The organism is Streptomyces sp. CBMA156, from assembly GCF_014596515.1.
Classification (GTDB): Bacteria; Actinomycetota; Actinomycetes; order Streptomycetales; family Streptomycetaceae; genus Kitasatospora.
Window position 1 is genome coordinate 1 of record NZ_MSJQ01000116.1, and the last position, 21,140, is coordinate 21,140.

At 73.1% G+C, this 21,140-nt stretch carries 19 protein-coding genes and 1 pseudogene; 5 read left to right on the top strand and 15 right to left on the bottom strand.

The genetic code is table 11. The features are described from left to right. The 4 genes from BU198_RS09705 to BU198_RS09720 all read right to left on the bottom strand — a co-directional run. Positions 1 to 432 (bottom strand): VanZ family protein (locus BU198_RS09705; protein WP_411293168.1); only part of this gene is annotated, 432 nt, incomplete at its 3' end. Between the two features lie 256 nt (positions 433 to 688). Then, a complete protein-coding gene (locus tag BU198_RS09710; RefSeq protein WP_188296430.1) occupies positions 689 to 1,048 on the bottom strand; it encodes a hypothetical protein in 360 nt (119 codons plus the stop codon). Beyond that, the gene (locus BU198_RS09715; protein ID WP_188296431.1) at positions 1,045 to 2,589 is read right to left on the bottom strand and encodes an ATP-binding protein; all 1,545 of its coding nucleotides are present in this window, start codon (positions 2,587 to 2,589) and stop codon (positions 1,045 to 1,047) included. Before BU198_RS09715 ends, BU198_RS09710 begins: the two co-directional genes overlap by 4 nt. A gap of 61 nt (positions 2,590 to 2,650) precedes the next feature. After that, a complete protein-coding gene (locus BU198_RS09720) occupies positions 2,651 to 3,328 on the bottom strand; it encodes a response regulator (RefSeq protein WP_188296432.1) in 678 nt (225 codons plus the stop codon). Positions 3,329 to 3,918: 590 nt separating this feature from the next. Here BU198_RS09720 and BU198_RS09725 point away from each other — a divergent pair. Next, positions 3,919 to 4,581: a SigE family RNA polymerase sigma factor gene (locus tag BU198_RS09725; protein ID WP_188296444.1), complete on the top strand. Its 663-nt coding sequence runs from the start codon at positions 3,919 to 3,921 to the stop codon at positions 4,579 to 4,581. A gap of 241 nt (positions 4,582 to 4,822) precedes the next feature. Here BU198_RS09725 and BU198_RS09730 read toward each other — a convergent pair whose 3' ends face one another. From BU198_RS09730 to deoC, 5 genes are all read right to left on the bottom strand, one after another. Beyond that, the gene (locus tag BU198_RS09730) at positions 4,823 to 5,461 is read right to left on the bottom strand and encodes an ATP-binding protein (RefSeq protein WP_411293169.1); all 639 of its coding nucleotides are present in this window, start codon (positions 5,459 to 5,461) and stop codon (positions 4,823 to 4,825) included. Positions 5,462 to 5,517: 56 nt separating this feature from the next. Further along, a complete protein-coding gene (locus BU198_RS09735) occupies positions 5,518 to 5,964 on the bottom strand; it encodes a hypothetical protein (protein ID WP_188296433.1) in 447 nt (148 codons plus the stop codon). A 246-nt stretch (positions 5,965 to 6,210) separates the two neighbouring features. Beyond that, a complete protein-coding gene (locus BU198_RS09740) occupies positions 6,211 to 7,113 on the bottom strand; it encodes an aldehyde dehydrogenase family protein (protein WP_188296434.1) in 903 nt (300 codons plus the stop codon). Then, a complete protein-coding gene (locus BU198_RS09745) occupies positions 7,106 to 8,587 on the bottom strand; it encodes an aldehyde dehydrogenase family protein (protein ID WP_188296435.1) in 1,482 nt (493 codons plus the stop codon). Before BU198_RS09745 ends, BU198_RS09740 begins: the two co-directional genes overlap by 8 nt. A 5-nt stretch (positions 8,588 to 8,592) precedes the next feature. After that, positions 8,593 to 9,579: a deoxyribose-phosphate aldolase gene (deoC, locus tag BU198_RS09750; RefSeq protein WP_188296436.1), complete on the bottom strand. Its 987-nt coding sequence runs from the start codon at positions 9,577 to 9,579 to the stop codon at positions 8,593 to 8,595. Positions 9,580 to 9,685: 106 nt separating this feature from the next. On the opposite strand from deoC, the gene BU198_RS09755 reads away from it, so the two are divergent. The 3 genes from BU198_RS09755 (at position 9,686) to melC2 (ending at position 12,236) form a co-directional block, all read left to right on the top strand. Further along, positions 9,686 to 10,366, top strand: coding sequence for a PH domain-containing protein (locus tag BU198_RS09755; RefSeq protein ID WP_188296437.1), 681 nt, complete (start codon positions 9,686 to 9,688; stop codon positions 10,364 to 10,366). Positions 10,367 to 10,960: 594 nt separating this feature from the next. Next, on the top strand, positions 10,961 to 11,362 hold the full coding sequence (melC1, locus tag BU198_RS09760) for an apotyrosinase chaperone MelC1 (protein ID WP_223244174.1): 402 nt from the start codon (positions 10,961 to 10,963) through the stop codon (positions 11,360 to 11,362). 46 nt (positions 11,363 to 11,408) lie between these two features. Then, the gene (gene melC2 / locus BU198_RS09765) at positions 11,409 to 12,236 is read left to right on the top strand and encodes a tyrosinase MelC2 (protein WP_188296438.1); all 828 of its coding nucleotides are present in this window, start codon (positions 11,409 to 11,411) and stop codon (positions 12,234 to 12,236) included. Positions 12,237 to 12,371: 135 nt separating this feature from the next. On the opposite strand, the gene BU198_RS09770 is transcribed toward melC2, so the two are convergent. The 6 genes from BU198_RS09770 to BU198_RS09795 all read right to left on the bottom strand — a co-directional run bounded on the left by BU198_RS09770 (position 12,372) and on the right by BU198_RS09795 (position 20,689). After that, the gene (locus BU198_RS09770) at positions 12,372 to 14,090 is read right to left on the bottom strand and encodes a phospho-sugar mutase (protein WP_188296439.1); all 1,719 of its coding nucleotides are present in this window, start codon (positions 14,088 to 14,090) and stop codon (positions 12,372 to 12,374) included. A 190-nt stretch (positions 14,091 to 14,280) separates the two neighbouring features. Further along, on the bottom strand, positions 14,281 to 15,102 hold the full coding sequence (locus BU198_RS09775) for a purine-nucleoside phosphorylase (protein WP_188296440.1): 822 nt from the start codon (positions 15,100 to 15,102) through the stop codon (positions 14,281 to 14,283). A gap of 179 nt (positions 15,103 to 15,281) precedes the next feature. Continuing rightward, a complete protein-coding gene (locus tag BU198_RS09780; protein ID WP_188296441.1) occupies positions 15,282 to 16,361 on the bottom strand; it encodes a C40 family peptidase in 1,080 nt (359 codons plus the stop codon). A gap of 17 nt (positions 16,362 to 16,378) precedes the next feature. Next, on the bottom strand, positions 16,379 to 16,861 hold the full coding sequence (locus tag BU198_RS09785) for a poly-gamma-glutamate biosynthesis protein PgsC/CapC (protein WP_188296442.1): 483 nt from the start codon (positions 16,859 to 16,861) through the stop codon (positions 16,379 to 16,381). Continuing rightward, entirely contained in the window at positions 16,858 to 18,405 is a 1,548-nt protein-coding gene (gene pgsB / locus BU198_RS09790; protein ID WP_317620046.1) for a poly-gamma-glutamate synthase PgsB, read from the bottom strand. Before pgsB ends, BU198_RS09785 begins: the two co-directional genes overlap by 4 nt. Before the next feature lie 22 nt (positions 18,406 to 18,427). After that, positions 18,428 to 20,689: a HAMP domain-containing protein gene (locus tag BU198_RS09795; protein WP_188296443.1), complete on the bottom strand. Its 2,262-nt coding sequence runs from the start codon at positions 20,687 to 20,689 to the stop codon at positions 18,428 to 18,430. Between the two features lie 329 nt (positions 20,690 to 21,018). On the opposite strand from BU198_RS09795, the pseudogene BU198_RS44215 reads away from it, so the two are divergent. Beyond that, positions 21,019 to 21,140, top strand: a pseudogene (locus BU198_RS44215) (hypothetical protein); the annotation flags it as partial.

A 21,140-nucleotide genomic window follows, 5' to 3' on the forward strand; every position in this document is an offset into this window, starting at 1 on the left:
CCTCCGCCGGCCCGCGGACCCTCCGGCCGGCCGGAGGGCGGCGGCGACCGGGGTGACGGCCGGCCCCGGTGGCACGGAGAGCACCGTCAGCCGGGGCGTCCGCGGCCGCCGGTCCCGCAGCAGGTGCCGCAGTCCGGGGACGAGCGCGAGGTGGACGACGGCCACGCCGACGACGGCGAGCAGGATGTGGTCCACGTTGAGGACGTGCCCCGGTGCCCAGGAGGAGAGGAACTCCAGCCCGGTCGCCAGCAGCGCGGACGCGCCGGTGGTGCGCAGGAAGGACGGCAGCCAGCGGGCCCGGAGCCGGCCGCCGGCCAGCGGGAGCAGGACTCCGAGCGGGGCCAGCAGCAGGAGTTCGCCGACCACCTGCCAGCCGGTCGAGGAGCGGAGCGAGGCGAGCGGCGTCAGGTTGGCGTCGTACACCCAGGTCACCGGAATCGGTCTCAGCACCAGCCAGAGCACCAGTGCCAGGTGGCCGGTGAGACCTGCCAGCCCGGCCGCTCGGAGGGGACGGTGGGCGGCCGCCGCCGGGCTTCTGTCGGTCCCCGCGCCGGAACGCTCGTCGCGTGTCCTGGTGCCATCTCGCTGCACGGGGGGAAGGACGTGAGCCGACGGCACGTCGGTTCCACACCGGGCGTGAACATTCCGAACGCGCCCCGTCAGGGCGGTTCCCGCCCCCTCCGGACGGCTACTTGCAGGGCGAGGACGTCGGCACCGCGCCGAACACGTTGTCCGGTGGCGGGCTGCCCGGCGGCACCGGGCTGGGCGACGGGCTCGGGCTCGCGGCGGCCTTGGCGCCGCGGGCCTGGGTCACGGTCGGGGCCGGGCCCGGCGGGGTGACCAGGGCCGCCGGTATGTGCGGGGTGGTCGGGCAGGCCGTCCGGCTGGCGGGCGCGCCGGCGTCGACCGGTACGGCGGTCGGCCGGATGCCGCAGCCGGAGGCCAGCGCGAGCAGCAGCAGCACGCCGGCGCCGCGCCGCAGGGCGGTGCGGGTGGCGGCCGGGTCGGTGCGGGGGGTGCTGGTGGGGGTGCTGGTGGGGGTGGTCACGTGGCGTCCTTGTCCTCGGCGGCGTCGCCGGCGGGGCCGCCCCCGGCCTCGCCCGCGGACGGCGGAGGGGGCGGGGCCAGCGGCAGGGTCAGGGTGAACACCGCGCCGGCCTCCCCGTTCGCCGCCGTGATCGTCCCCCCGTGTATCTGCGCGTTGGCCATCGCGATCGACAGCCCGAGGCCGCTGCCCTCCGAGCGCGCCCGCCCCCGGTCGGCCTTGTAGAAGCGGTCGAAGACGTGCGGCAGCACGTCCTCGGGGATGCCGGGGCCGCTGTCGGAGACCTCGACCACGACCGAGTCCCCGTCCTGCCGGACCCCGACCCGCACCGGCGAGCCGCCGTGCTTCAGCGCGTTGCCGATCAGGTTGGCGAAGACCACGTCGAGCCGGCGCGGGTCGACCACGGCCAGGATGCCGCGCGGGGCGTCCAGTTCGACCGCGTCGTACCAGGCCCGGCCGTCGATGCAGGACATGATCAGGTCGGCGATGTCCACCTCGTCGGCGACCAGCCTGGCGGTGCCGGCGTCGAAGCGGGTCACCTCCATCAGGTTCTCCACGAGGTCGGACAGCCGCCTGGTCTCGCTGACCACGAGCCGGACGGCCGGCTCGATCATCGGGTCCAGCGACTCGGCCTCGTCCTCCAGGATGTCGGTGACGGCGGTCATCGCGGTCAGCGGGGTGCGCAGCTCGTGCGACATGTCGGCGACGAACCGCCGGCTCTGCGCCTCGCGCGCGCTCAGCTCCTCGACCTGCTCGTGCAGCGACTCCGCGGCCCGGTTGAACGTCCGCGCCAGGTCGGCGAGTTCGTCCGAGCCCTCGACCTCCAGGCGGGTGTCGAGGCGCCCTTCGCCGAGCCGCCGGGCGGCGTCCCCGAGCCGCTTGACCGGCCGCAGCACGGTGGCCGAGGCGGCCTGGGCCAGCAGCGCCGAGCCGATCAGCGCGAGCAGGGTGGCGATGGCCAGCGACCAGCCCAGGGTGTTGAGGTCGGCCCGCTCGTTCTCCAGCGACTTGAACATGTACGCCGTCGGACCGCTCGGCACCACCTTGGTGCCGCCGATCACGAACGGCCGGCCCTCCAGGTTCTGCCGCTGCCAGTACAGGTGGTACGGGTACGGGTTGTTCTCGTTGAGCTCGCGCGGCTTGGCGACGGCGGTCTGCAACGGGGCCGGGACGTCGGCCAGGGTGAAGTTCGCGGGGTCGGAGGACGCCGTGCACTCCGGGTGGGCCGGGTCGACCACCACCACGTCGTACGTCAGGCCGGAGCTGGCCACGGTGGACGCCAGCCCGGCCAGCTCCGGGCAGCTCGCGTTCAGCGGCAGCTGGGAGACGTTGCGGGTGAGCGAGACCCGGAAGTCGTTCAGCGCCGTGTCCTGGGCGCGCTTGAGCACCGCGTCCCGGTTCAGCCAGTACGCGATGCCGGAGGCCGAGACGGCGGCGAGCAGCGCGACGGCCGCGAACACCGCGATCAGCCGCACCCGCAGGGAGCGCAGCCGACGCCACCGGCCGGTCGGGAACCGCCGGGCAGTCGTCTGATGGTCAGTCACAGGAGCCTGTCGTGGTACGGGAGTTCAGAGGGCGGGCGGGGCTGGTCGGAAGCGTTCCTGGTCACGCCGGCGGATCCAGCCGGTAGCCCACCCCCCGGACGGTGCGGATCAGCGTCGGCGCGGACGGCACGTCCTCGACCTTGGCCCGCAGCCGCTGCACGCACGCGTCCACCAGACGGGAGTCGCCGAGGTAGTCGTGCTCCCAGACCAGCCGCAGCAGCTGCTGGCGGGAGAGCGCCTGCCCCGGGCGGCGGCTGAGCTCCAGCAGCAGCCGCAGTTCGGTCGGGGTGAGCTGGAGGTCCAGCCCGTCCTTGGTGACGGTCATCGCCGCCCGGTCGATCACCACGCTGCCGTACGCGGAGGAGTCCGAGCTCTCCCGCTCGCCGCGGCGCAGCACGGCCCGGATCCTGGCATCCAGCACGCGTGGCTGGACCGGCTTCACCACGTAGTCGTCCGCGCCGGACTCCAGACCCACCACCACGTCGATGTCGTCGGAGCGGGCGGTGAGCAGGATGATCGGCAGCTGGTCGGTGCGGCGGATCCGGCGGCACACCTCGAAACCGTCGATCCCGGGCAACATCACGTCCAGCACGATCAGGTCGGGCCGCTGCTCCTTGAAGAGCCTCAGACCGTCCTCACCGGAGGCGGCGGTGGCCACGCGGTGGCCCTGGCGGGTGAGGGCGAGGTCGAGGCCGGTCCGGATGGCGTCGTCGTCCTCGATCAGTAGGAGGAAAGGCACGGCCCCATTTTGGCCCACCCGCAGCCGTGAATCACCCCCCGGACCGATCACCTTCCCCGCGGGAACCGGAAGGAGGGCCACCGGCGTCCGGAACGGAGGGAAGCGGACCGGGGTCTCCGACCCGTTCCTGTGACACCCCTGTGACAGTCGGCGGACAGCGCCATCACAACCGGCGGGCAGGATTTTCCGTGTCGCCGCAGGACAGCGGGCCGGAAGGCCGGCTGAAGGGCGGCTACCGGAACCGCTCGTACCGACCCAGGGGGCGCACGATGAACGCCACGCTTCAGACCCGGACCAACCCGGCTGTCCGCACCGCGCGTTCGTCAGCCACGTCCACCCGGACCCGGTACGAGGTCAGGACCGACGAGAACTCCGGTGCCGTGACCGTGCGGGGGTGCGCGCACAGCACCGGTGGAAACCCTGTCGCCCGTCGGGTGAGCGGCGGCGGCAGGACGGGGGAGCTGTACGGGATCGGCCGGCTGGGGAGTTCGGCCGACTCCGCAGGCACCCTCACGCTGCGGGGGATCCTCCCCGTCCGCGTCGAGGGCAAGGACGCCCCGGGGGGGAACCGGGGGACCGGGGGGAACGGTCTGCGGACGGCCGGCTCGGGGGAGCCGGCCGGTCGCGAGGCCGCCGGTGCGACGCTGCTGCGGCTGAACCCCGCCGCGGCCCGCACCACCGAGGCCGGACAGGAAGGCGCGCAGGGGGAGCACCCGGCCGTCGCGGAGGACCACATCACGGAGTTCACCGCGTACGTGCGGGAGCGCCGCGCCTCCCTGTACGCCACGGCCTACCACCTGACCGGTGACCGCTACGAGGCCGAGGACCTGCTGCAGAGCGCGCTCTTCAGCACCTACCGCGCCTGGGGCCGGATCACCGACAAGGCCGCGGTCGGCGGGTACCTCCGCCGCACCATGACCAACCTGCACATCTCCGCCTGGCGGCGCCGCAAGGTCAACGAGTACCCGACCGAGGAGCTGCCGGAGACGGCCGGCGACACCGACGCGATGGGCGGCACCGAGCTGCGCACCGTGCTCTGGCAGGCGCTGGCGAAGCTGCCGGAGAACCAGCGCACCATGCTGGTGCTGCGGTACTACGAGGGCAAGACCGACCCGGAGATCGCCGACGTGCTGGGGATCAGCGTCGGCACGGTCAAGAGCAGCATCTGGCGCGCCCTGCGCCGGCTGCGCGAGGACGAGCACCTGAACAAGTCGGGCGACACCGTCCGGGCGTTCGGCGAGCTGGTCGCGTAACGAGGACTCCCGTCGGGGGACGGGTAGCGGACGGTCACGGTCCGGGGGCAGCGGCTCGGGGGAGCATGCCCGTGGGGGAGCCGAGGACCGTCCAGGGAAGGCGAAGGGCCCGGTGCGGGGGAGACGCACCGGGCCTTCGTCGTGCCCTGGAGCCGCACCGGGCGCGGCTGGCGGCTTCGGACGGCGGCGTCGGACCGTGACTCCGTGGCGCGGCTCCGGAGCGGGGCCCGGGACCGCGGGGTCAGGCCGCGGAGAGTTCGGTGGCCACGGTCGTGGCGCGGATCCGCCGCTCGGCCTCGGGGCCGGCGCACGCGTACGAGCCGAGTGCCACCTGCCGTCCGACGATGGACCGCTCGGCCCGCATCAGCCGCAGGCCCCGGCGCAGCAGCACCGGCAGCGACTTGCGGCCCTCCCTGACGTCCCGGCGCAGCCGGCGCCAGGCCGTGGTGAACGCGCCGTTGCGCAGGCACAGGGCATCGCCGAGCACGCCGAGGCCGGCGCACTCGGTGGTGATCTCGGCGGCGAATATGCCCTCCGCGATGAACGCGGCGGCCCCGTCCAGCTCCAGGCCGCGGGTGCCGGTCCTGCCGTTGTCCGGGATCGAGTACACCGGGACGTCCGTGCGGCCGTGCTCGTGCAGGGCGCGGATGGCGGCGACGGCCTGGTCACGGTGCCAGGCCAGCGGGGAGTCCCAGTCGACGGCGCCGTCCGGCAACCGCGGCAGGGTCGGGTCGTCCCCGTCCTTGTAGAAGTCGTCGAGCTGGAGCACCGGCAGACCGCTGCGCTCGGCCAGCGAGGACTTCCCCGATCCGGAGGGCCCGGAGAGCAGGATCACCCGGGCATGCGCGGTCGGTGCGGGGTTCATGGGGGAGTCACTCACGGGACACCAGTCTGACGCATCCCGGCCGGTTGCCGAAACCTGCCGGTCCCGGCCTTCTACGGCGACGGCGACGGCGACGGCGGCTGTGACTGCGCCTGCGGGTCGGCGAGGGCGACGTGGACCATCGGGAGGTAGCGGCTGTCCACCTGGAGGTACACCGGCTCCTCGGCGCCGGGCGGCCGGTAGGCGGTGGCGGCCCAGTCCTGGCTGTGCCAGGTGTCGGGCTCGGGATCGTGGAAGGTGCCGCCGGCGGGCAGTTCGCGCCGGCCGGTGTCGCGGGCGACGAGGGCCACGGTGCCGGCGCCCGGCGTGATGTGCAGGCTGCCGTTGACGTACCCGGGCTGCCGCCCGGACCGGGCCGAGCAGGGCACCCGGACCGGGCGGCCGGCGGCCAGCCGCCGGGTCGTGCGGACCACGTGCCACCTGCGGTAGAAGCCGTCCGCGAACAGTGCCGTCAGCTCGCCGATGAACTCGCCCATCGTCCCCCCGGTCGATTCCGTCACCGGCGATTCTGGCCGGGACGGACGGGCGCGCGGGAGCGCCGAAAGTCGGCGGCACGGCCGACGAAAGTCGACGGGAGGCCTACGGGGGCCGCCCGGCAACGGCCGGGAACGCCGACGGACCCGCGCCAGGGGGGGAGAGGCGCGGGTCCGTCCTGTGACCGTCCGGGCCCTGGGGGGGTGAGGGCACTGGGGACGGCCAGTCTGTGGAGTTGTGCACTGTCGTTCCGTCGGGCGGAGCGGCGGAGGTCAGATCCCCATCGGGTGCCAGACCGTCTTGGTCTCCAGGAACGAGAGTAGCCGGTCCGTACCGGGCGCATTGGTCCAGTCCTGGGCGAACGGGTCCAGCTCCGGACGGACTACCCGCTTCAGGGTATCCGCAGCGGCGGCTTCCAGCGCCTGCGCCGCGCCGGGGCCGTCGGTGGCGATCGCCCCGGTGAGGTCCAGCGCGTTGACGTCCTGGTGCGAGGCCAGGGTGGGGGCGATGTCCGCGGTCCGGCCCGAGACGAGGTTGACCACGCCGCCGGGGACGTCCGAGGTGGCCAGCACCTCGCCCAGCGACAGCGCGGGCAGCGGGGCGTCCGCGGCGGCCGCGACCACGACCGTGTTGCCGGTGGCGATCGCCGGGGCGATCACCGAGACCAGGCCGAGCAGCGAGTGCCCGTACCCGGCCTGCGGGGCGACGATCCCGACCACGCCGGTCGGCTCCGGGGTGGAGAGGTTGAAGAACGGCCCGGCGACCGGGTTGGCGCCGCCCGCGATCTGGGCGACCTTGTCGGTCCAGCCCGCGTACCAGACCCAGCGGTCGATCGCGGCGTCCACCAGGGCGGCGGCCTTCTTCGGGCCGATGCCCTCGGAGACGGCCACCTCGGCGGCGAACTGCTCGCGCCGGCCCTGGAGCATCTCGGCCACCCGGTACAGCACCTGGCCGCGGTTGTACGCGGTGGTGCCGGCCCAGCCCTTGACCGCCTTGCGGGCGGCCACGACGGCGTCGCGGGCGTCCTTGCGGGTGCCCAGCGGGACGTTGGCGAGCCATGCGCCCTTCGAGTCCGTCACCTCGTACACCCGCCCGCTCTCGGAGCGCGGGAACTTCCCGCCGACGTACAGCTTGTAGGTCTTGAGGACGTCAAGACGCGTTGCGACATCAGACATCGAGGTAGGCCTCCAGACCGTGGCGGCCACCCTCGCGGCCGTAACCCGACTCCTTGTAGCCGCCGAACGGCGAGGTCGGGTCGAACTTGTTGAAGGTGTTGGCCCAGACCACGCCGGCCCTGAGCTGGTTCGCCATCCAGAGGATGCGCGAGCCCTTCTCCGTCCAGATGCCGGCGGAGAGGCCGTACGGGGTGTTGTTGGCCTTCTCGACCGCCTCGGCGGGGGTGCGGAAGGTCAGCACCGACAGGACCGGGCCGAAGATCTCCTCCTGGGCGATCCGGTGGGCCTGGCTCACGCCGGTGAACAGGGTCGGCTTGAACCAGAAGCCGGTGCCGGGGAGGTCGCAGGCCGGCGACCAGCGCTCCGCGCCCTCGGCCTCGCCGGCCTCGGTCAGGGCGGTGATCCTGGCCAGCTGCTCGGCCGAGTTGATGGCGCCGATGTCGGTGTTCTTGTCCAGCGGGTCGCCGACCCGCAGGGTGGCCATCCGGCGCTTCAGGGCGTCCAGCACCTCGTCCTGGACCGACTCCTGGACCAGCAGGCGCGAACCCGCGCAGCAGACGTGGCCCTGGTTGAAGAAGATGCCGTTGACGATGCCCTCGACCGCCTGGTCGATCGGCGCGTCGTCGAAGACGATGTTCGCGGCCTTGCCGCCCAGCTCCAGCGAGAGCTTCTTGCGGGTGCCGGCCAGCTGCCTGGCGATGGCCCGGCCGACCGGGGTGGAGCCGGTGAAGGCGACCTTGTTGACGTCCGTGTGCGCGGTGAGCGCCGCGCCGGTGCGGCCGTCGCCGGTGACGATGTTGACGACGCCCTTCGGCAGACCGGCCTGGCGGCAGATCTCGGCGAAGCGCAGCGCGGTCAGCGGGGTGGTCTCGGCCGGCTTCAGGACGACCGTGTTGCCGGTCGCCAGCGCGGGCGCGATCTTCCAGGCCAGCATCAGCAGCGGGAAGTTCCACGGGATGACCTGGCCGGCCACGCCCAGCGGCTTCGGGGCGGGGCCGAAGCCGGCGTGGTCCAGCTTGTCGGCCCAGCCCGCGTAGTAGAAGAAGTGCGCGGCGACCAGCGGCAGGTCGACGTCGCGGGTCTCGCGGATCGGCTTGCCGTTGTCGATCGACTCCAGCACGGCCAGCTCGCGGCTGCGCTCCTGGACGATCCGGGCGATCCGGAACAGGTACTTGGCGCGCTCGCTGCCGGGCAGCGCCGACCAGCCGGCGAAGGCCTTGCGGGCGGCGGCGACCGCGCGGTCGACGTCCTCCTCGGTGCCCCGGGCGAACTCGGCGAGCACCTGCTCGGTGGCCGGGTTGACCGTCTTCAGGGCCTCCTTGCCGGAGGAGTCGACGAACTCGCCGCCGATGAAGTGGCCGTAGGAGCCGGCGATGTCGCCGGCGGCCGCGGGGGACTCCGGTGCCGGGGCGTAGGCGAAGAGGCCGCCGGCGGGCTTGGCCGCGGGCTCCTCGGTGTTCTTCTTCTTGGCCATGGTGATCAGTCCACCGTCACGTAGTCGGGGCCGGAGTAGCGGCCGGTGGCCAGCTTCTGGCGCTGCATCAGCAGGTCGTTGAGCAGGCTGGAGGCGCCGAAGCGGAACCAGTGCTGGGTCAGCCAGTCGTCGCCGAGGGTCTCGTTGACCATCACCAGGTACTTCATGGCGTCCTTGGTGGTGCGGATGCCGCCGGCGGGCTTGACGCCGACCTGGACGCCGGTGGCCGCGCGGAAGTCGCGGACCGCCTCCAGCATCAGCAGGGTGACCGGCGGGGTCGCGTTGACGGCGACCTTGCCGGTGGAGGTCTTGATGAAGTCGGCGCCGGCCAGCATCGCCAGCCAGGAGACCCGGCGGACGTTGTCGTAGGTCTGGAGCTCACCGGTCTCGAAGATCACCTTGAGGTGGGCGGAGCTGCCGTCGGGGCGCTTGCACGCCTCCTTGACCGCGACGATCTCGTTGAAGACGTCGAGGTAGCGGCCGGAGAGGAAGGCACCGCGGTCGATCACCATGTCGATCTCGTCGGCGCCCGCGGCCACCGCGTCGGCGGTGTCGGCGAGCTTGACCGGGAGGGCGGCGCGGCCGGCCGGGAAGGCGGTGGCCACCGAGGCGACCTGGATGCCGGTGCCCTCCAGGGCGGCCTTCGCGGTGGCGACCATGTCCGGGTAGACGCAGATGGCGGCGACGCGGGGGGTGGTCGGGTCGGTCGGGTCGGGGGTCCTGCCCTTGGCGCACAGGGCGCGCACCTTGCCGACCGTGTCCGCGCCTTCCAGCGTGGTCAGGTCGATCATCGAGATCGCCAGGTCGATGGCGTACGCCTTCGCCGTGGTCTTGATCGAGCGGGTACCGAGAGTGGCGGCACGCGCCTCCAGGCCGACCTGGTCGACGCCGGGCAGGCCGTGCAGGAAACGGCGGAGCGAGGCCTCGGACGCCGCAACGTCCTGAAGGCCGCTGCCCGCAACGCCGAGGGCATTGGCTGCAACAGTGGACATAGTCACCAGACCAGCATATCTACGCGCGTAGTGGGCCGCCAGGGCGCCTGCCATTCGTGGCCGGACCGAGACCTCAGGGTGTGGGGCATGGGGCAGAATCGACGCCATGACCGATTCCGACGGCACGCCCCACCAGGGCCCGGCCGCCCCCGACGGGGAGCCCGAGTACGCGGACCGCGTGTACCGCTCTGTCCCCGGTGTGATCTCCGGAGTGCTGCTGCTGGCCGTCGCGGCCTGGCTGGTCGGCGACGCGGCGCTGAACGGGACCGGGAAGACCCCGTACGTCTCGCTGGCGGCGGTGCCGGTGTTCGCCTTCCCGGTGATCGCGTACACGCTGCGCCCGGTCGTGACGGCCGGTCGCGACCGGCTGGTGGTGCGCAACCCGTGGCGGACCGTCGTCGCGCCCTGGGCCTCGGTGGACGCGCTGCGCGCGGGGTACTCGGTCGAACTGCTCGCGGGCGGGAAGAAGTACCAGGTCTGGGCGGTGCCGGTGTCGCTGCGGCAGCGCAAGCGGGCCACCCGGGCGATGAGCACCGGCGCCGCCGAACACGCCTCCAGGACCGGCCTGGGCCTCGGGCTGGCCAAGCGCACCAACCCGGTCGTCCAGGGCTCGCCCGATCCGACCCGCGCCTGGTCCGACCAGGTCACCGCGGTCCTCCAGGAGATGGCCGAGCGCAACGCCACCCGCCCCGGCGCCGCCGGCCCGGTCGAGGTCCGCTGGTGCTGGTGGATCATCGCCCCCACCCTGATCGGCCTGGCCGCCCTGATCACGGCCATCGCCGTCTGAGCCGCGCAGGAGGGGTCGTCCGCGCGCCGGGCGCTGTCGGACGGCCGAGGGCCCTGACCGCTTCACTTCGCCCCGCCGGATCGCATCCGGCGGGGCGAAGTGCTGCCGGGGCGAGGCCGGTTCGGGCGCGGAGGGCCGATGCCGCCGGTGGGGACGAATCCGGGCATCGGGGGCTCCGTGCAAGCCGGTGGATCGAATCCACGGACCGAAGGCGGGCCGCATCCCGTCATGTTCCGGGTGTGAGCCGCGTCGCCGGGAGTGCGTCGCGCGGGAATGTCTGCGGGGAGGCGGGGTCGGTTCCGGAAGATCTTTCGAAAGATCGCCCGCGAGCGGTTGGAAAGTGAAACTTCCGCGCCGATGATGATGAACATCCGACAAGTGGACTGACCGGAAAGTGCCCAACCTTCTCCGTATTCGTCATGCTCCCGTTACGGACTGCGCACATCCATTGAAAGTATGGACATGGGGCGGATCGACCATGGAATTACTCCCCATGGTCAGGGTTTGGGGACTGTTTGCTATTCCGCCCCCTTGTAGAAACGTTTCTTTCATGCGCGCGCCTCGATTCTCCGAGGCGCCGGAGGGGGTTTCACCATGTCCGAAATCAGCCGCACCGCGGAGCTGACCCGACGACGGATGCTCCAGGGCTCGGTGCTCGCGCTCACCGCCGCGGTCGGCACGGGCGTGCTCGCGGTCGCGGGGCCGACCAGCAAGTCCGCCACCGCCGCCGACCTGGGGGAGAACGACCGGTTCGACGAGTCCTACCAGGGCCGCCGCATCCAGGGCCGGCCGACCGCCCACGCCGGCCACCACGGCGCCGGTGTCGGGTACACGGTGCTGATCGACGGCCGGGAGCTGCACATGATGCGCAACGTCGACGGCACCTGGATCAGCGTCATCAACCACTACCAGACCTTCGCCACCCCCCGCGCGCTCGCCCGCGCGGCCGTCGACGACCTTCAGGGCGCCACGCTCGTGCCGATTTCCGTCGCCTGAACCGGCCCACCGCACGTTCGGACCACTGGCTCACCGAGGAGAAACCATGGCAGTCCGCAAGAACCAGGCGACCCTGACGGCCCAGGAGAAGCGCGCCTTCGTCGACGCCGTACTGGAGCTCAAGCGGCTCGGCCGCTACGACGGTTACGTCGACACGCACAACTACTTCATCGTCAACGACAGCGACACCGGTGAGCGGGTCGGCCACCGCTCCCCGTCCTTCCTGCCCTGGCACCGCCAGTTCCTGCTCCAGTTCGAGCGGGACCTGCAGAGCATCGACCCGAACGTCACGCTCCCGTACTGGGACTGGACCGTCGACCGGGCGGCGAACTCGTCGATCTGGGACGCCGACTTCCTGGGCGGCAGCGGCCGCAGCGGCGACAACCAGGTGGTCACCGGCCCGTTCGCGTACGGCACCGGCAAGTGGACGGTGAACGTGCGCCCCGACAGCCGCGACTACCTGCGCCGCACCCTCGGCGCCTCGGTCTCCGCGTTGCCGACCCGGACCGAGGTGGAGACCGTGCTCGCCATGACCACCTACGACGCCGCACCGTGGAACAGCTCCTCCGACGGCTTCCGCAACAACATGGAAGGCTGGCGCGGCCCCAACCTGCACAACCGGGCGCACGTGTGGATCGGCGGCCAGATGAACTCCGGGATGTCCCCGAACGACCCGGCGTTCTGGCTGCACCACTGTTTCATCGACAAGCTCTGGTCGGAGTGGCGGCGCCGCAACCCCGGCTCGGGTTACCTGCCCGTGGTGCCCACCGCCAACGTGGTCGACCTCAACAAGCCGATGAAGCCCTGGAACACCACCACGCCGGCCCAACTGCTGGACCACTCCGCGCTCTACACCTACGACACCGGCTTCTGAGCCACTGCGGCGCGGCTTCGGCGAAGTCCCGCGTGACGCCGTGGCTTCCGGGAGCCACGCCGCCCCGTCGAGCATCGGCTCGACGGGGCGGCGTGCCGTGCGGGAGGCCGCCGGAACGATTCGCGACCGGCGGGATCAGATGCCGGCGGCCTCGGCGAGGTCCCGCTTGACGGCGGCGAGGAGATCGGCGGCGCGGTCGCGGGCGGGGGCCAGGTCGGCGGCGGAGGCGACCGGGAGGACGACCTCCAGGTAGCACTTGAGCTTGGGCTCGGTGCCGGAGGGGCGGACCACGATGCGGGCCGAGCGGACGGCCTCGCCGTCCAGGTAGTAGCGCAGCCCGTCGGTGGGCGGCAGGTCGGCGGAGCCGGCCGACAGGTCGTCGGCGCGGGTGACCCGGAGGCCGGCCAGGACGGTCGGCGGCCGCTCGCGCAGGCGCCGCATGGCGTCGGCGATCAGCGTGAGGTCCTGGACCCGGACGGAGAGCTGGTCGGTGGCGTGCAGGCCGTGCTCCAGCGCCAGGTCGTCCAGCAGGTCGGACAGGGTGCGGCCGGACTTCTTGAGGGTGGCGGCGAGTTCGGCGACCAGCAGGGCGGCGGTGATGCCGTCCTTGTCCCGGACGCCCTGCGGGTCGACGCAGTAGCCGAGCGCCTCCTCGTAGCCGTAGCGCAGGCCCTCGGCGCGGGAGATCCACTTGAAGCCGGTCAGCGTCTCGGCGTAGCCCAGGCCCGCGGCCTCGGCGATCCGGCCGAGCAGGGTGGCGGAGACGATGGTGGTGGCGAAGGTGCCCTCGGCCTTCTTCGCGACCAGGGCCGAGCCGAGCAGCGCGCCGACCTCGTCGCCGCGCAGCATCCTCCAGCCGGCCGCGCCGCTGCCGCCGCCGGCCGCGTCGCCGTTGGCGGGGACGGCCACCGCGCAGCGGTCGGCGTCCGGGTCGTTGGCGATCACGATGTCGGGGCCGACCGACGCGGCGGTGCGGAAGGCGAGGTCCATCGCCCCCGGCTCCTCCGGGTTGGGGAAGGCCACGGTCGGGAAGTCCGGGTCGGGCTCGGCCTGCTCGGCGACCACGGTGGGCGCGGGGAAGCCGGCCCGGCGGAAGGCGGCGACCAGGGTGTCGCGGCCGACGCCGTGCATCGGGGTGTAGACCACCTCCAGGTCGCGCGGGCCGTGCGCGTCCACGATGGAGACGGCCCTGTCCAGGTAGGCCTCGACGACCTCCTCGCCGAGAACCTCCCAGCCCTCCTCGGCGCGCGGGACCTCGTCCAGCGAGCCGATCGCGTCGATCCCGGCGGCGATCCCGGCGTCGGCCGGCGGGACGATCTGCGAGCCGTCGCCCAGGTAGACCTTGTAGCCGTTGTCGTGCGGCGGGTTGTGGCTGGCGGTGACGGTGACGCCGGCGGCCGCGCCCAGGTGGCGGACGGCGAAGGCGAGCACCGGGGTGGGCAGCGGGCGCGGCAGCAGCGCGGCGCGCAGGCCGGCGCCGACCACCACGGCGGCGGTGTCGCGGGCGAAGTCGTACGACCTGTGGCGGGCGTCGTAGCCGATGACGACCAGGTCGCCCAGGCCCTGCTGCCTGACGTACGCGACCAGGCCGGCCGCGGCCCTGATCACCACGGCGCGGTTCATCCGCATCGGGCCGGCACCGAGTTCGCCGCGCAGGCCGGCGGTGCCGAACTGGAGCCGGTCGGAGAATCGCTCGGCGAGCTCCGCCCAGGCGAGCTTTCCGTCGGTCTCGACCTCCGGGGCCTCGGCCCTGGCCAGCAGGGCGCTGAGCTCCTCGCGGGTCTGCGGGTCGGGGTCCTCGGCCAGCCAGGTCCGGGCCCGGGCGAGGAGGTCGGTGGTGGGTGCCTGCGTCATGCCAGCTCCATCGGGAAGTGCGTCGGTGGGTGGGCCGGAGGTTCCGCTGTGGGTCGGGAGGGTTCCGCTGTGACCGGAGGGTTCCGCAAGGAAAGGGGTCGCGCACGCGGACGGGGCCCACGGGATGGCGTGATCAGCGGATCACGCCGCCCGTGGGCCCCGTCAGTCATGATTCTGCGCCTGGCGGGCGTCAGATCCGCTCAAGGACCTTCGCCAGCAGTTCGCCCATGCGCTCGGCGGAGGCCTTGCCGGCCTCCAGCACCTCGGCGTGGTTGAGCGGCTCGCCGGTCATGCCGGCGGCCAGGTTGGTGACCAGGGAGATGCCGAGCACCTCGCTGCCGGCCTCGCGGGCCGCGATGGCCTCCAGGGTGGTGGACATGCCGACCAGCTCGCCGCCGATCACCCGGGCCATGTTGACCTCGGCCGGGGTCTCGTAGTGCGGGCCGCGGAACTGCACGTAGACGGCCTCGTCCAGGGACGAGTCGATGTCGCGGCACAGCTCGCGCAGGCGCTTGGAGTACAGGTCGGTGAGGTCGACGAAGTTGGCGCCGACGATCGGCGAGTCACCGGTCAGGTTGATGTGGTCGCTGATCAGGACCGGCTGGCCCGGGGTCCAGCCCTGGCGCAGGCCGCCGCAGCCGTTGGTCAGCACGATGATGCCGCAGCCGGCCGCGGCGGCGGTGCGCACGCCGTGGACGACGGTGGCCACGCCGTGGCCCTCGTAGTAGTGGTTGCGGCCGAGGAAGATCAGGGCGCGCTTGTCGCCGATCTTCACCGAGCGGATCGTGCCGGCGTGGCCGGCGACGGCGGGGGCGGGGAAGCCGGGCAGGTCGGTGACCGGGAACTCGGCCACGGTCTCGCCCAGGGCGTCGGCGGCCGGCACCCAGCCGGAGCCCATCACCAGGGCGACGTCGTGCCGCTCGGCACCGGTCAGCTCGCGCAGGCGCTCGGCGGCGACCTGGGCGGCGGCGTAGGGGTCGGCGGAGACGACCGACTGAGGAGAAGCGTTCACGGGTCCGAGGATAGACGGGATTCGGCTACGCGCGTAGAAAATCCGCCGCGGCGTGCCGGATCGTTACCCGGCTGACCGGAAAACACAGCTCGGCGAGTGTTTTCCGGGTCGACCCGGGTCGCCGGTTCCCGCACGCACGGTGTTCCTCGCCTTCCGTACCCGCACGTCCCGCGCGCGGCTCAGAGCCGTTTCGCGTTGCGCAGCCCCTTCGCGTACATGCCGTTGTCGTCGAGCCGCGACGTGCCGCCCTTGTCGCCGAAGGTCGGGCCGTCCGCCTCCTCCCGGCTGGAGATGTAGCGGGGGTGGCCGTCGGTGTCCAGGCCCAGGTAGATGCCGGTGTGGTCGAGCCGGGCGCCGGTGCGCGCGTCGATCTCGAAGAACACCAGGTCACCGGGTTGCAGCGGGTCGATCGAGGCGGGGCGCACGGTGGTGTCCGAACCGGCCGCGGTGGTCAGCGGGATCACCGGGACGCCGGGGCCGACCCGGGCCAGGCCGTTGGCGGTGCGCGGCAGGCCGGGGCCGGCGACGTCCTTGGAGAGCAGCGGGTATCCGGAGCGGTAGCCGTACACCATCCGGACGAAGCCCGAGCAGTCGAAGGCGCCGTACCGGGTCTTGTCGGGCTGCTTGGCGACCTTGTCGGCGAACGTGTACGGAACACCGAGGTAGTCGAAGAAGTCGGTCTGCTCCAGCCGCAGGTCGTTGCCGGCCGAACCGTTGGGGTTGAGTGGGCCGAAGGAGGCGTCGCCCTTGAAGCGCACGCCCTTGGCGTCCTTCTCGGCGGGCGCGTCGGCGACGTACTGGGTGGCCACCGCCAGCACGTCGTCCGCGGTGGAGCCGAGGGACTGCTGGAACCAGGTGCGGAACCAGCCCTCCTGCTCGGCGCCCGGCTTCCACGGCTGGGGCATCAGCCGGACCCAGCTGTCGGTCACCACGGTGGCGGTGGTGGTGCCCGGTTCGGCGAAGGTGCGGCTGGAGCCGGCCAGGACGGCGGTGCGGGCGCTGTCGGTCAGCGTGGCGACCACTCCGCCGCGGGCGTCCCTGACCACCGTGCGGTCGGGCCCGGCCAGCCGCTCGTAGCGGTACTCGGCCGGTGCGGCCGTCCCGGCGGGGGCCGGGCCGGTGGAGGTGATCAGGGGCGCGCTGCTGCCGGCCGACGGCTGCCGGTCGCGGTCCCGGAGCTGGACGGTGAGGTAGCCGCTGGCGGCCAGCAGGGTCACGGCGAGGCCGCCGCTGAGCAGGGACTTGCGGGTGACGGGCATGGGGGCTTCCGGGGGTGTCAGGTGCCGGGCAGGGCGCCGAGCAGCACGCCGGCGGTCAGCACGACGTAGTTGGCGAGCGTCACCGTGCTGGTGGCCATCAGGGTGGCCGCCCTGGGCTGGCGGACCAGCTGGTAGGCGATCAGGCCGGGCACGATGAAGCCGAGCGTCTGGTTGGCGTACAGGGTGGGCAGTTCGCGCTGGAGGACCAGCATCACGGTGGCCTGGAGCAGCACGCCGATCAGCACCACGGCGGCGAACAGCCGCTTGCCGTAGAGGATCACCAGCTTCTGGACCAGCCGGGTGGCGAGGAAGGTCAGCACGGTCACGCCGATCACGATGGCCACCCGCTGGAGGTCCTCGACCAGGGTGAGGGCCAGCCAGCCGGGGGTGATCATGCCGCCGGGGGAGAGGTTGGTGGTCAGGTAGCAGACCAGCGAGAAGACCAGGCCGAGCGCGATGCCGATGGCGGCGATCTCGGGAGTGAGCTCGGTGGGGATCACTGCTGGTCTCCGTAGGGGGTGGTGCGGTGGTTGGGGTCGTACCAGGTGTCGGGGACCGGTTCGGGGTAGTAGACCGGCCCGGTGTGGGCGGGGGCGTCGTGGGCCGGCCAGGTGTGGCCGTACCCGGGCTCGGCGTACCCCGGTTCCGCGTAGCGGGGCTCGGCGTAGCCGGGATCCACGTACCGGGGCTCGGTGTACCCGGGCCCGACCGACTGGGGCGGGATGTACGGGGGCGGGACGTACGCCGGCTCGGCGTAGCCGGTTTCGAGGTGGGCCGGTTCGGCGTACCCGGGGTCGCCGTAGTCCGGCTCGGGGAAGAGCGGTTCGGGCTCGTGGTACGCGAACTCCGGTGCCTCGCCGTCCTCGTCGGGTTCGAGCCCGGCGAGCTCCTCCAGGAACAGCTCGCCCTGGCCGTGGATGTTGCCGACGGCCACCAGCGAGGAGTCGGGCCCGAGTTCGGCCAGCAGCTCGGCGGTGAGCCGGGCCGGGTCGCGCTTGTCGCCGCCGAGGTCGACCACCCGGCCGGGCCAGCCGGACGGGATGCCGTCGCGGGCACTCTTGGTGGGGTGGCCGATCAGGAAGACCGTGTCCGGGCCGAGGTCCGGGACGATCTGGCCCATCTGGCCGTTGCGCTCGACCCGGTCCGGGCGGCAGTTGATCACCACGCTGAGCGGGCGGTGGATCGCGCCGAGGTCCTCCAGCTGGCGGACGTTCATCAGCGTGGACTCGGGGTCGTTGGCGGCGAAGACATTGGCGAAGCGCAGCCGCTTGCCGTCCGCCGTCCGGTAGCGCTCGACGGAGAGCACGCCCGGGTCCGGTGGGGCCGCCCACATGCCCTGGAGCGCGGTCTGCCGCTCCACGCCGAGGAGTTCGGCGACGGCGAGGGCGATCGCCACGTTCTCCTTGAAGGTGAACCAGCTGAATCCGCGCAGCTCCTCGTCGGTGACCGACTCGGGGTCCACCACGATCAGCCGGCAGTCCCGCCTGGCCGCCTCCTCGCGCAGGATGTGCACGCGCTCCTGCTCGGCGGTCACGCACACCCCGCCGACCGGCATCGAGCGGGACAGCGAACGGGCGACGTCGTCCAGGGTGGGGCCCATCTCGGCGAGGTGGTCCTCGCGGACGTTGCACAGCACGCCGATCGTGGACTGGATCAGCTTGGTCTGGTTGACCTCCTGGAGTGCCGGCATGACGGCCATGCACTCGATCACCAGGGCGTCCGGCCGGTAGGTGGCGGCGCGGCGGACGATGCCGATCTGCTCCACCACGTTGGCGATGCCGAACTTGCGGTAGACCGGCTCCTCGGTGGCGTCCGGGTGGATGAACCGGGCCGCGGTGCCGGTGGTCTTGGCGACCGTCACCAGCCCGCCGCCGCGCAGCGCGCCCGCGCACAGCCGAGTGATCGAGCTCTTGCCGCGGATGCCGTTGACCAGTACCCGGGTCGGGATCTGTTCCAGGGCGGCGAAGTGCCGGCGCTGCTCGACGATGCCGGCCACCAGCAGCACGGTGCAGCACACCAGCAGCACGACGTAGAGGAAGAGCACGGAAGGTCCTTCGGGCGGGGGCTCAGGGGGCGGTTGCGGTGGCGGTGGCGGGTGTCGCGGGGGTGCGGCGGCCGGAGCGCTCGGCCTGTTCGGCGCGCACCAGCTCCTGGCGGATCAGCTCCAGACTGCGGGCGACGGCGCCGACCTCGTCGTGGTGCACGGGGTAGAGCACGGTGCGGCGGTCGCCGGCCGCCAGCGCCTCGGCGCTCGCGGCGAGCCGGCGCAGCGGCAGGCCGACGGCGATGTACAGCCAGCCGAGGCAGAGCGCGGCGGCGGCCAGGCCGAGCATGCCGGCCAGCACCACCCGCCGGTCGGCCCGGTTCTGGTCCAGGTGCAGCCAGGACACCGGCTGGGCGGTGACCACGGACCAGCCGAGCCTGGCCACGCTGCCGTTGCCGCCGAGCGGGGCGGCGGCGAGCAGCGCGGGGTCGCCCTCGCCGCGCAGCACGTCGGCCTCGGCGGACTTCTTGGCGTCGGCCAGGATCCGGCGGGCCCGGCCGTCCGGCAGGTCACCGAACGAGCTGTAGCCCTCGTTGGCGGCGAGCACCCGGTGCCGGTCGTCGACCAGCCAGACCCGGCCGAGGCCGGGGCGCACCAGCAGGGAGCCGAGGAAGTCGGTCTTGAACTCCCCGATCAGGGCCGGCCCCTTGGGCTCCTTGCCGCCCTCCGTGCCGCCGTCCGCCTCGGTGTCGGCCGGGGCGGCGCCCAGGGCCGCCCTGGCGGCGATCCTGGGCTCCTTGCCGGAGCTGTTGAGCAGCAGCACGCCGCTCTGGCCGAGCGCCTCGGGGCCGGTCCGGTGCGGGGTCTCGCCGGCCCTGGCGAGCACCTCGCCGTTCGCGCCGAGAACGTAGAGCGCGCGGTAGCGGTCGTGCTCGGCGAGGGTGGCGTGGAGCAGGTTCTCGGCCTTGCCGACGGAGGCCTCGGTGAGCGAGGGGGCGAGCGAACGCAGGTCCGCGTAGCCCTCGTTGAGCGCCTGGCGGATCCGGTCGGCGGCGGTGTCGGTGCGGTCGCGCTGGGCGGCCAGCACCTGGGTGGGCACCCGTACGGTGGGGTCGTTGCCGCCGAGGAACAGCAGGGGGCCCGACCAGCCGAGCACCAGGACGGCGCAGAGCGCGAGCGGCAGCGCGGTGCCGGGGCGGCGCTTCGCGGCCGGGGGCGGGGAGGGCCGGCGGGACGGGTCGCGCAGCTGCTTCCGCAGCTCCTCCAGCGCGCGGGCGATCCGGGCCGCCTCGCCGCGCCGCGGGCCCCGTACCGGCTGCTCCAGCCGCTCGCCGCGGGTGAGCCGGCGGGACTCCAGGAACAGCCGCAGCAGCGGGCGCTGGAGGCTGCGGCTCAGGTACCAGGCGAGCAGCACGGCGAGGACGAGCAGGGCGCCGGCGGCGGCCAGGCCGAGGGTGGGGTGGCGCAGGCTGCCGGGCTTGCCGTCGACGTTGCTGGTGGAGACCACGGTGAGGCGGAGCGGGGCGGCCGGGTCGTGTCCGTCGGGGTTGGTGACGGCGGCCCAGCCGGCGACCCGGCGCACGCCCTTGTCGTCCGCGTTGCCGGCCAGGCTGCCGGCGGCCGTCTCGCCGGGGACCGGGTGTGCCCTGGCGGCGCGCTCGCGGGCGGCGGCGACCACCTTGCGGTCGGCCTCGGCGTCCAGCGCGGCGCCGGTGGTGTCCAGGACGGCGCCGGAGGCGTCGAGGACCTGGATGGTCTGTTCCTTGCGGGTGGCGATGCCGGGCAGCCGCAGGTTGTCGGAGGCGACCAGCAGCGCGCGGCCGTCGGCCTTGGTGGCGACCAGCGCGAAGGTGAGCAGCCGGGTGCCGGTGGCGGAGGGCACCAGGACGGGGGCGGGCGCGGTGTCGGTGACCTTGGTGAGGTCCAGTCCGGCCAGCGGGACGGTTTCGCCGCGGGCGGCCAGCAGCCGACCGGTGTCGGGGCGGACCACCACCGTGCCGCGCCACTTGTGGTACGCCTGGCCGAGCGCGGCCAGCACCGCGGCGGGCTCGGCGGGGGCGCTCTCGTACCGGGTGGCGGCCCGGCGCAGGTCGGTGGCGCTCTCGTGCAGTCCGGCGCGCAGCGAGGCGGCGGTGTCCTCGGCGGCGTACTGGTGGGATTCCCGGACGGCCTGCGGGGTGTCGTCGACGCGCAGTCCGCCGACGGCCAGGGCGGTGATCGCGGCGACGGCGAGCAGCAGGACCAGCAGCAGTGCGATGGGTGGACGGATGCCTCCGAGCAGCGGCATGTCGGCCCGGCGGCGGTAGCGGTGCTGCCGCGGAGGGTTGGCTGCCGTGCTGCTCACAAGGGGCCTCGTTCTCCTCCGGGCCCGCCCGCCCGTTCCGGGAGGTCCGCGGCCGGCCTTCTCGGTCAAGCAATGATCAGGGACTGGTCAAACCGCACCAGCGTACGGATAGGTTTCGAAAAAGTTGTCACGAATGGGAGTCTTTTCGGTGTCGCTTGAGTGCCGATTCCCTCGGCTCCGGTGTGGATCATGGCGGTGGCGAGCGGCACGGTAGGTTCGACCGCCATGGAGACTCGGGGATCGCGACGCTCGCTGCTGCTGCCGGTGGCGGTGCTGCTGGTGCTGGTCGCGCTCGCGGGGGTGCTGACCCTGGCGGCACGCGGCCGGACCGAGGGGCCTCGCACAACGGCATGTGGGACATGTCGATCCTCCAGGTCGTGCCCGGCCTGCGGCTCGCCGCGCCGCGCGACGCCGAGCAACTGCGGGCCCAGCTGCGGGAGGCCGTCGAGGT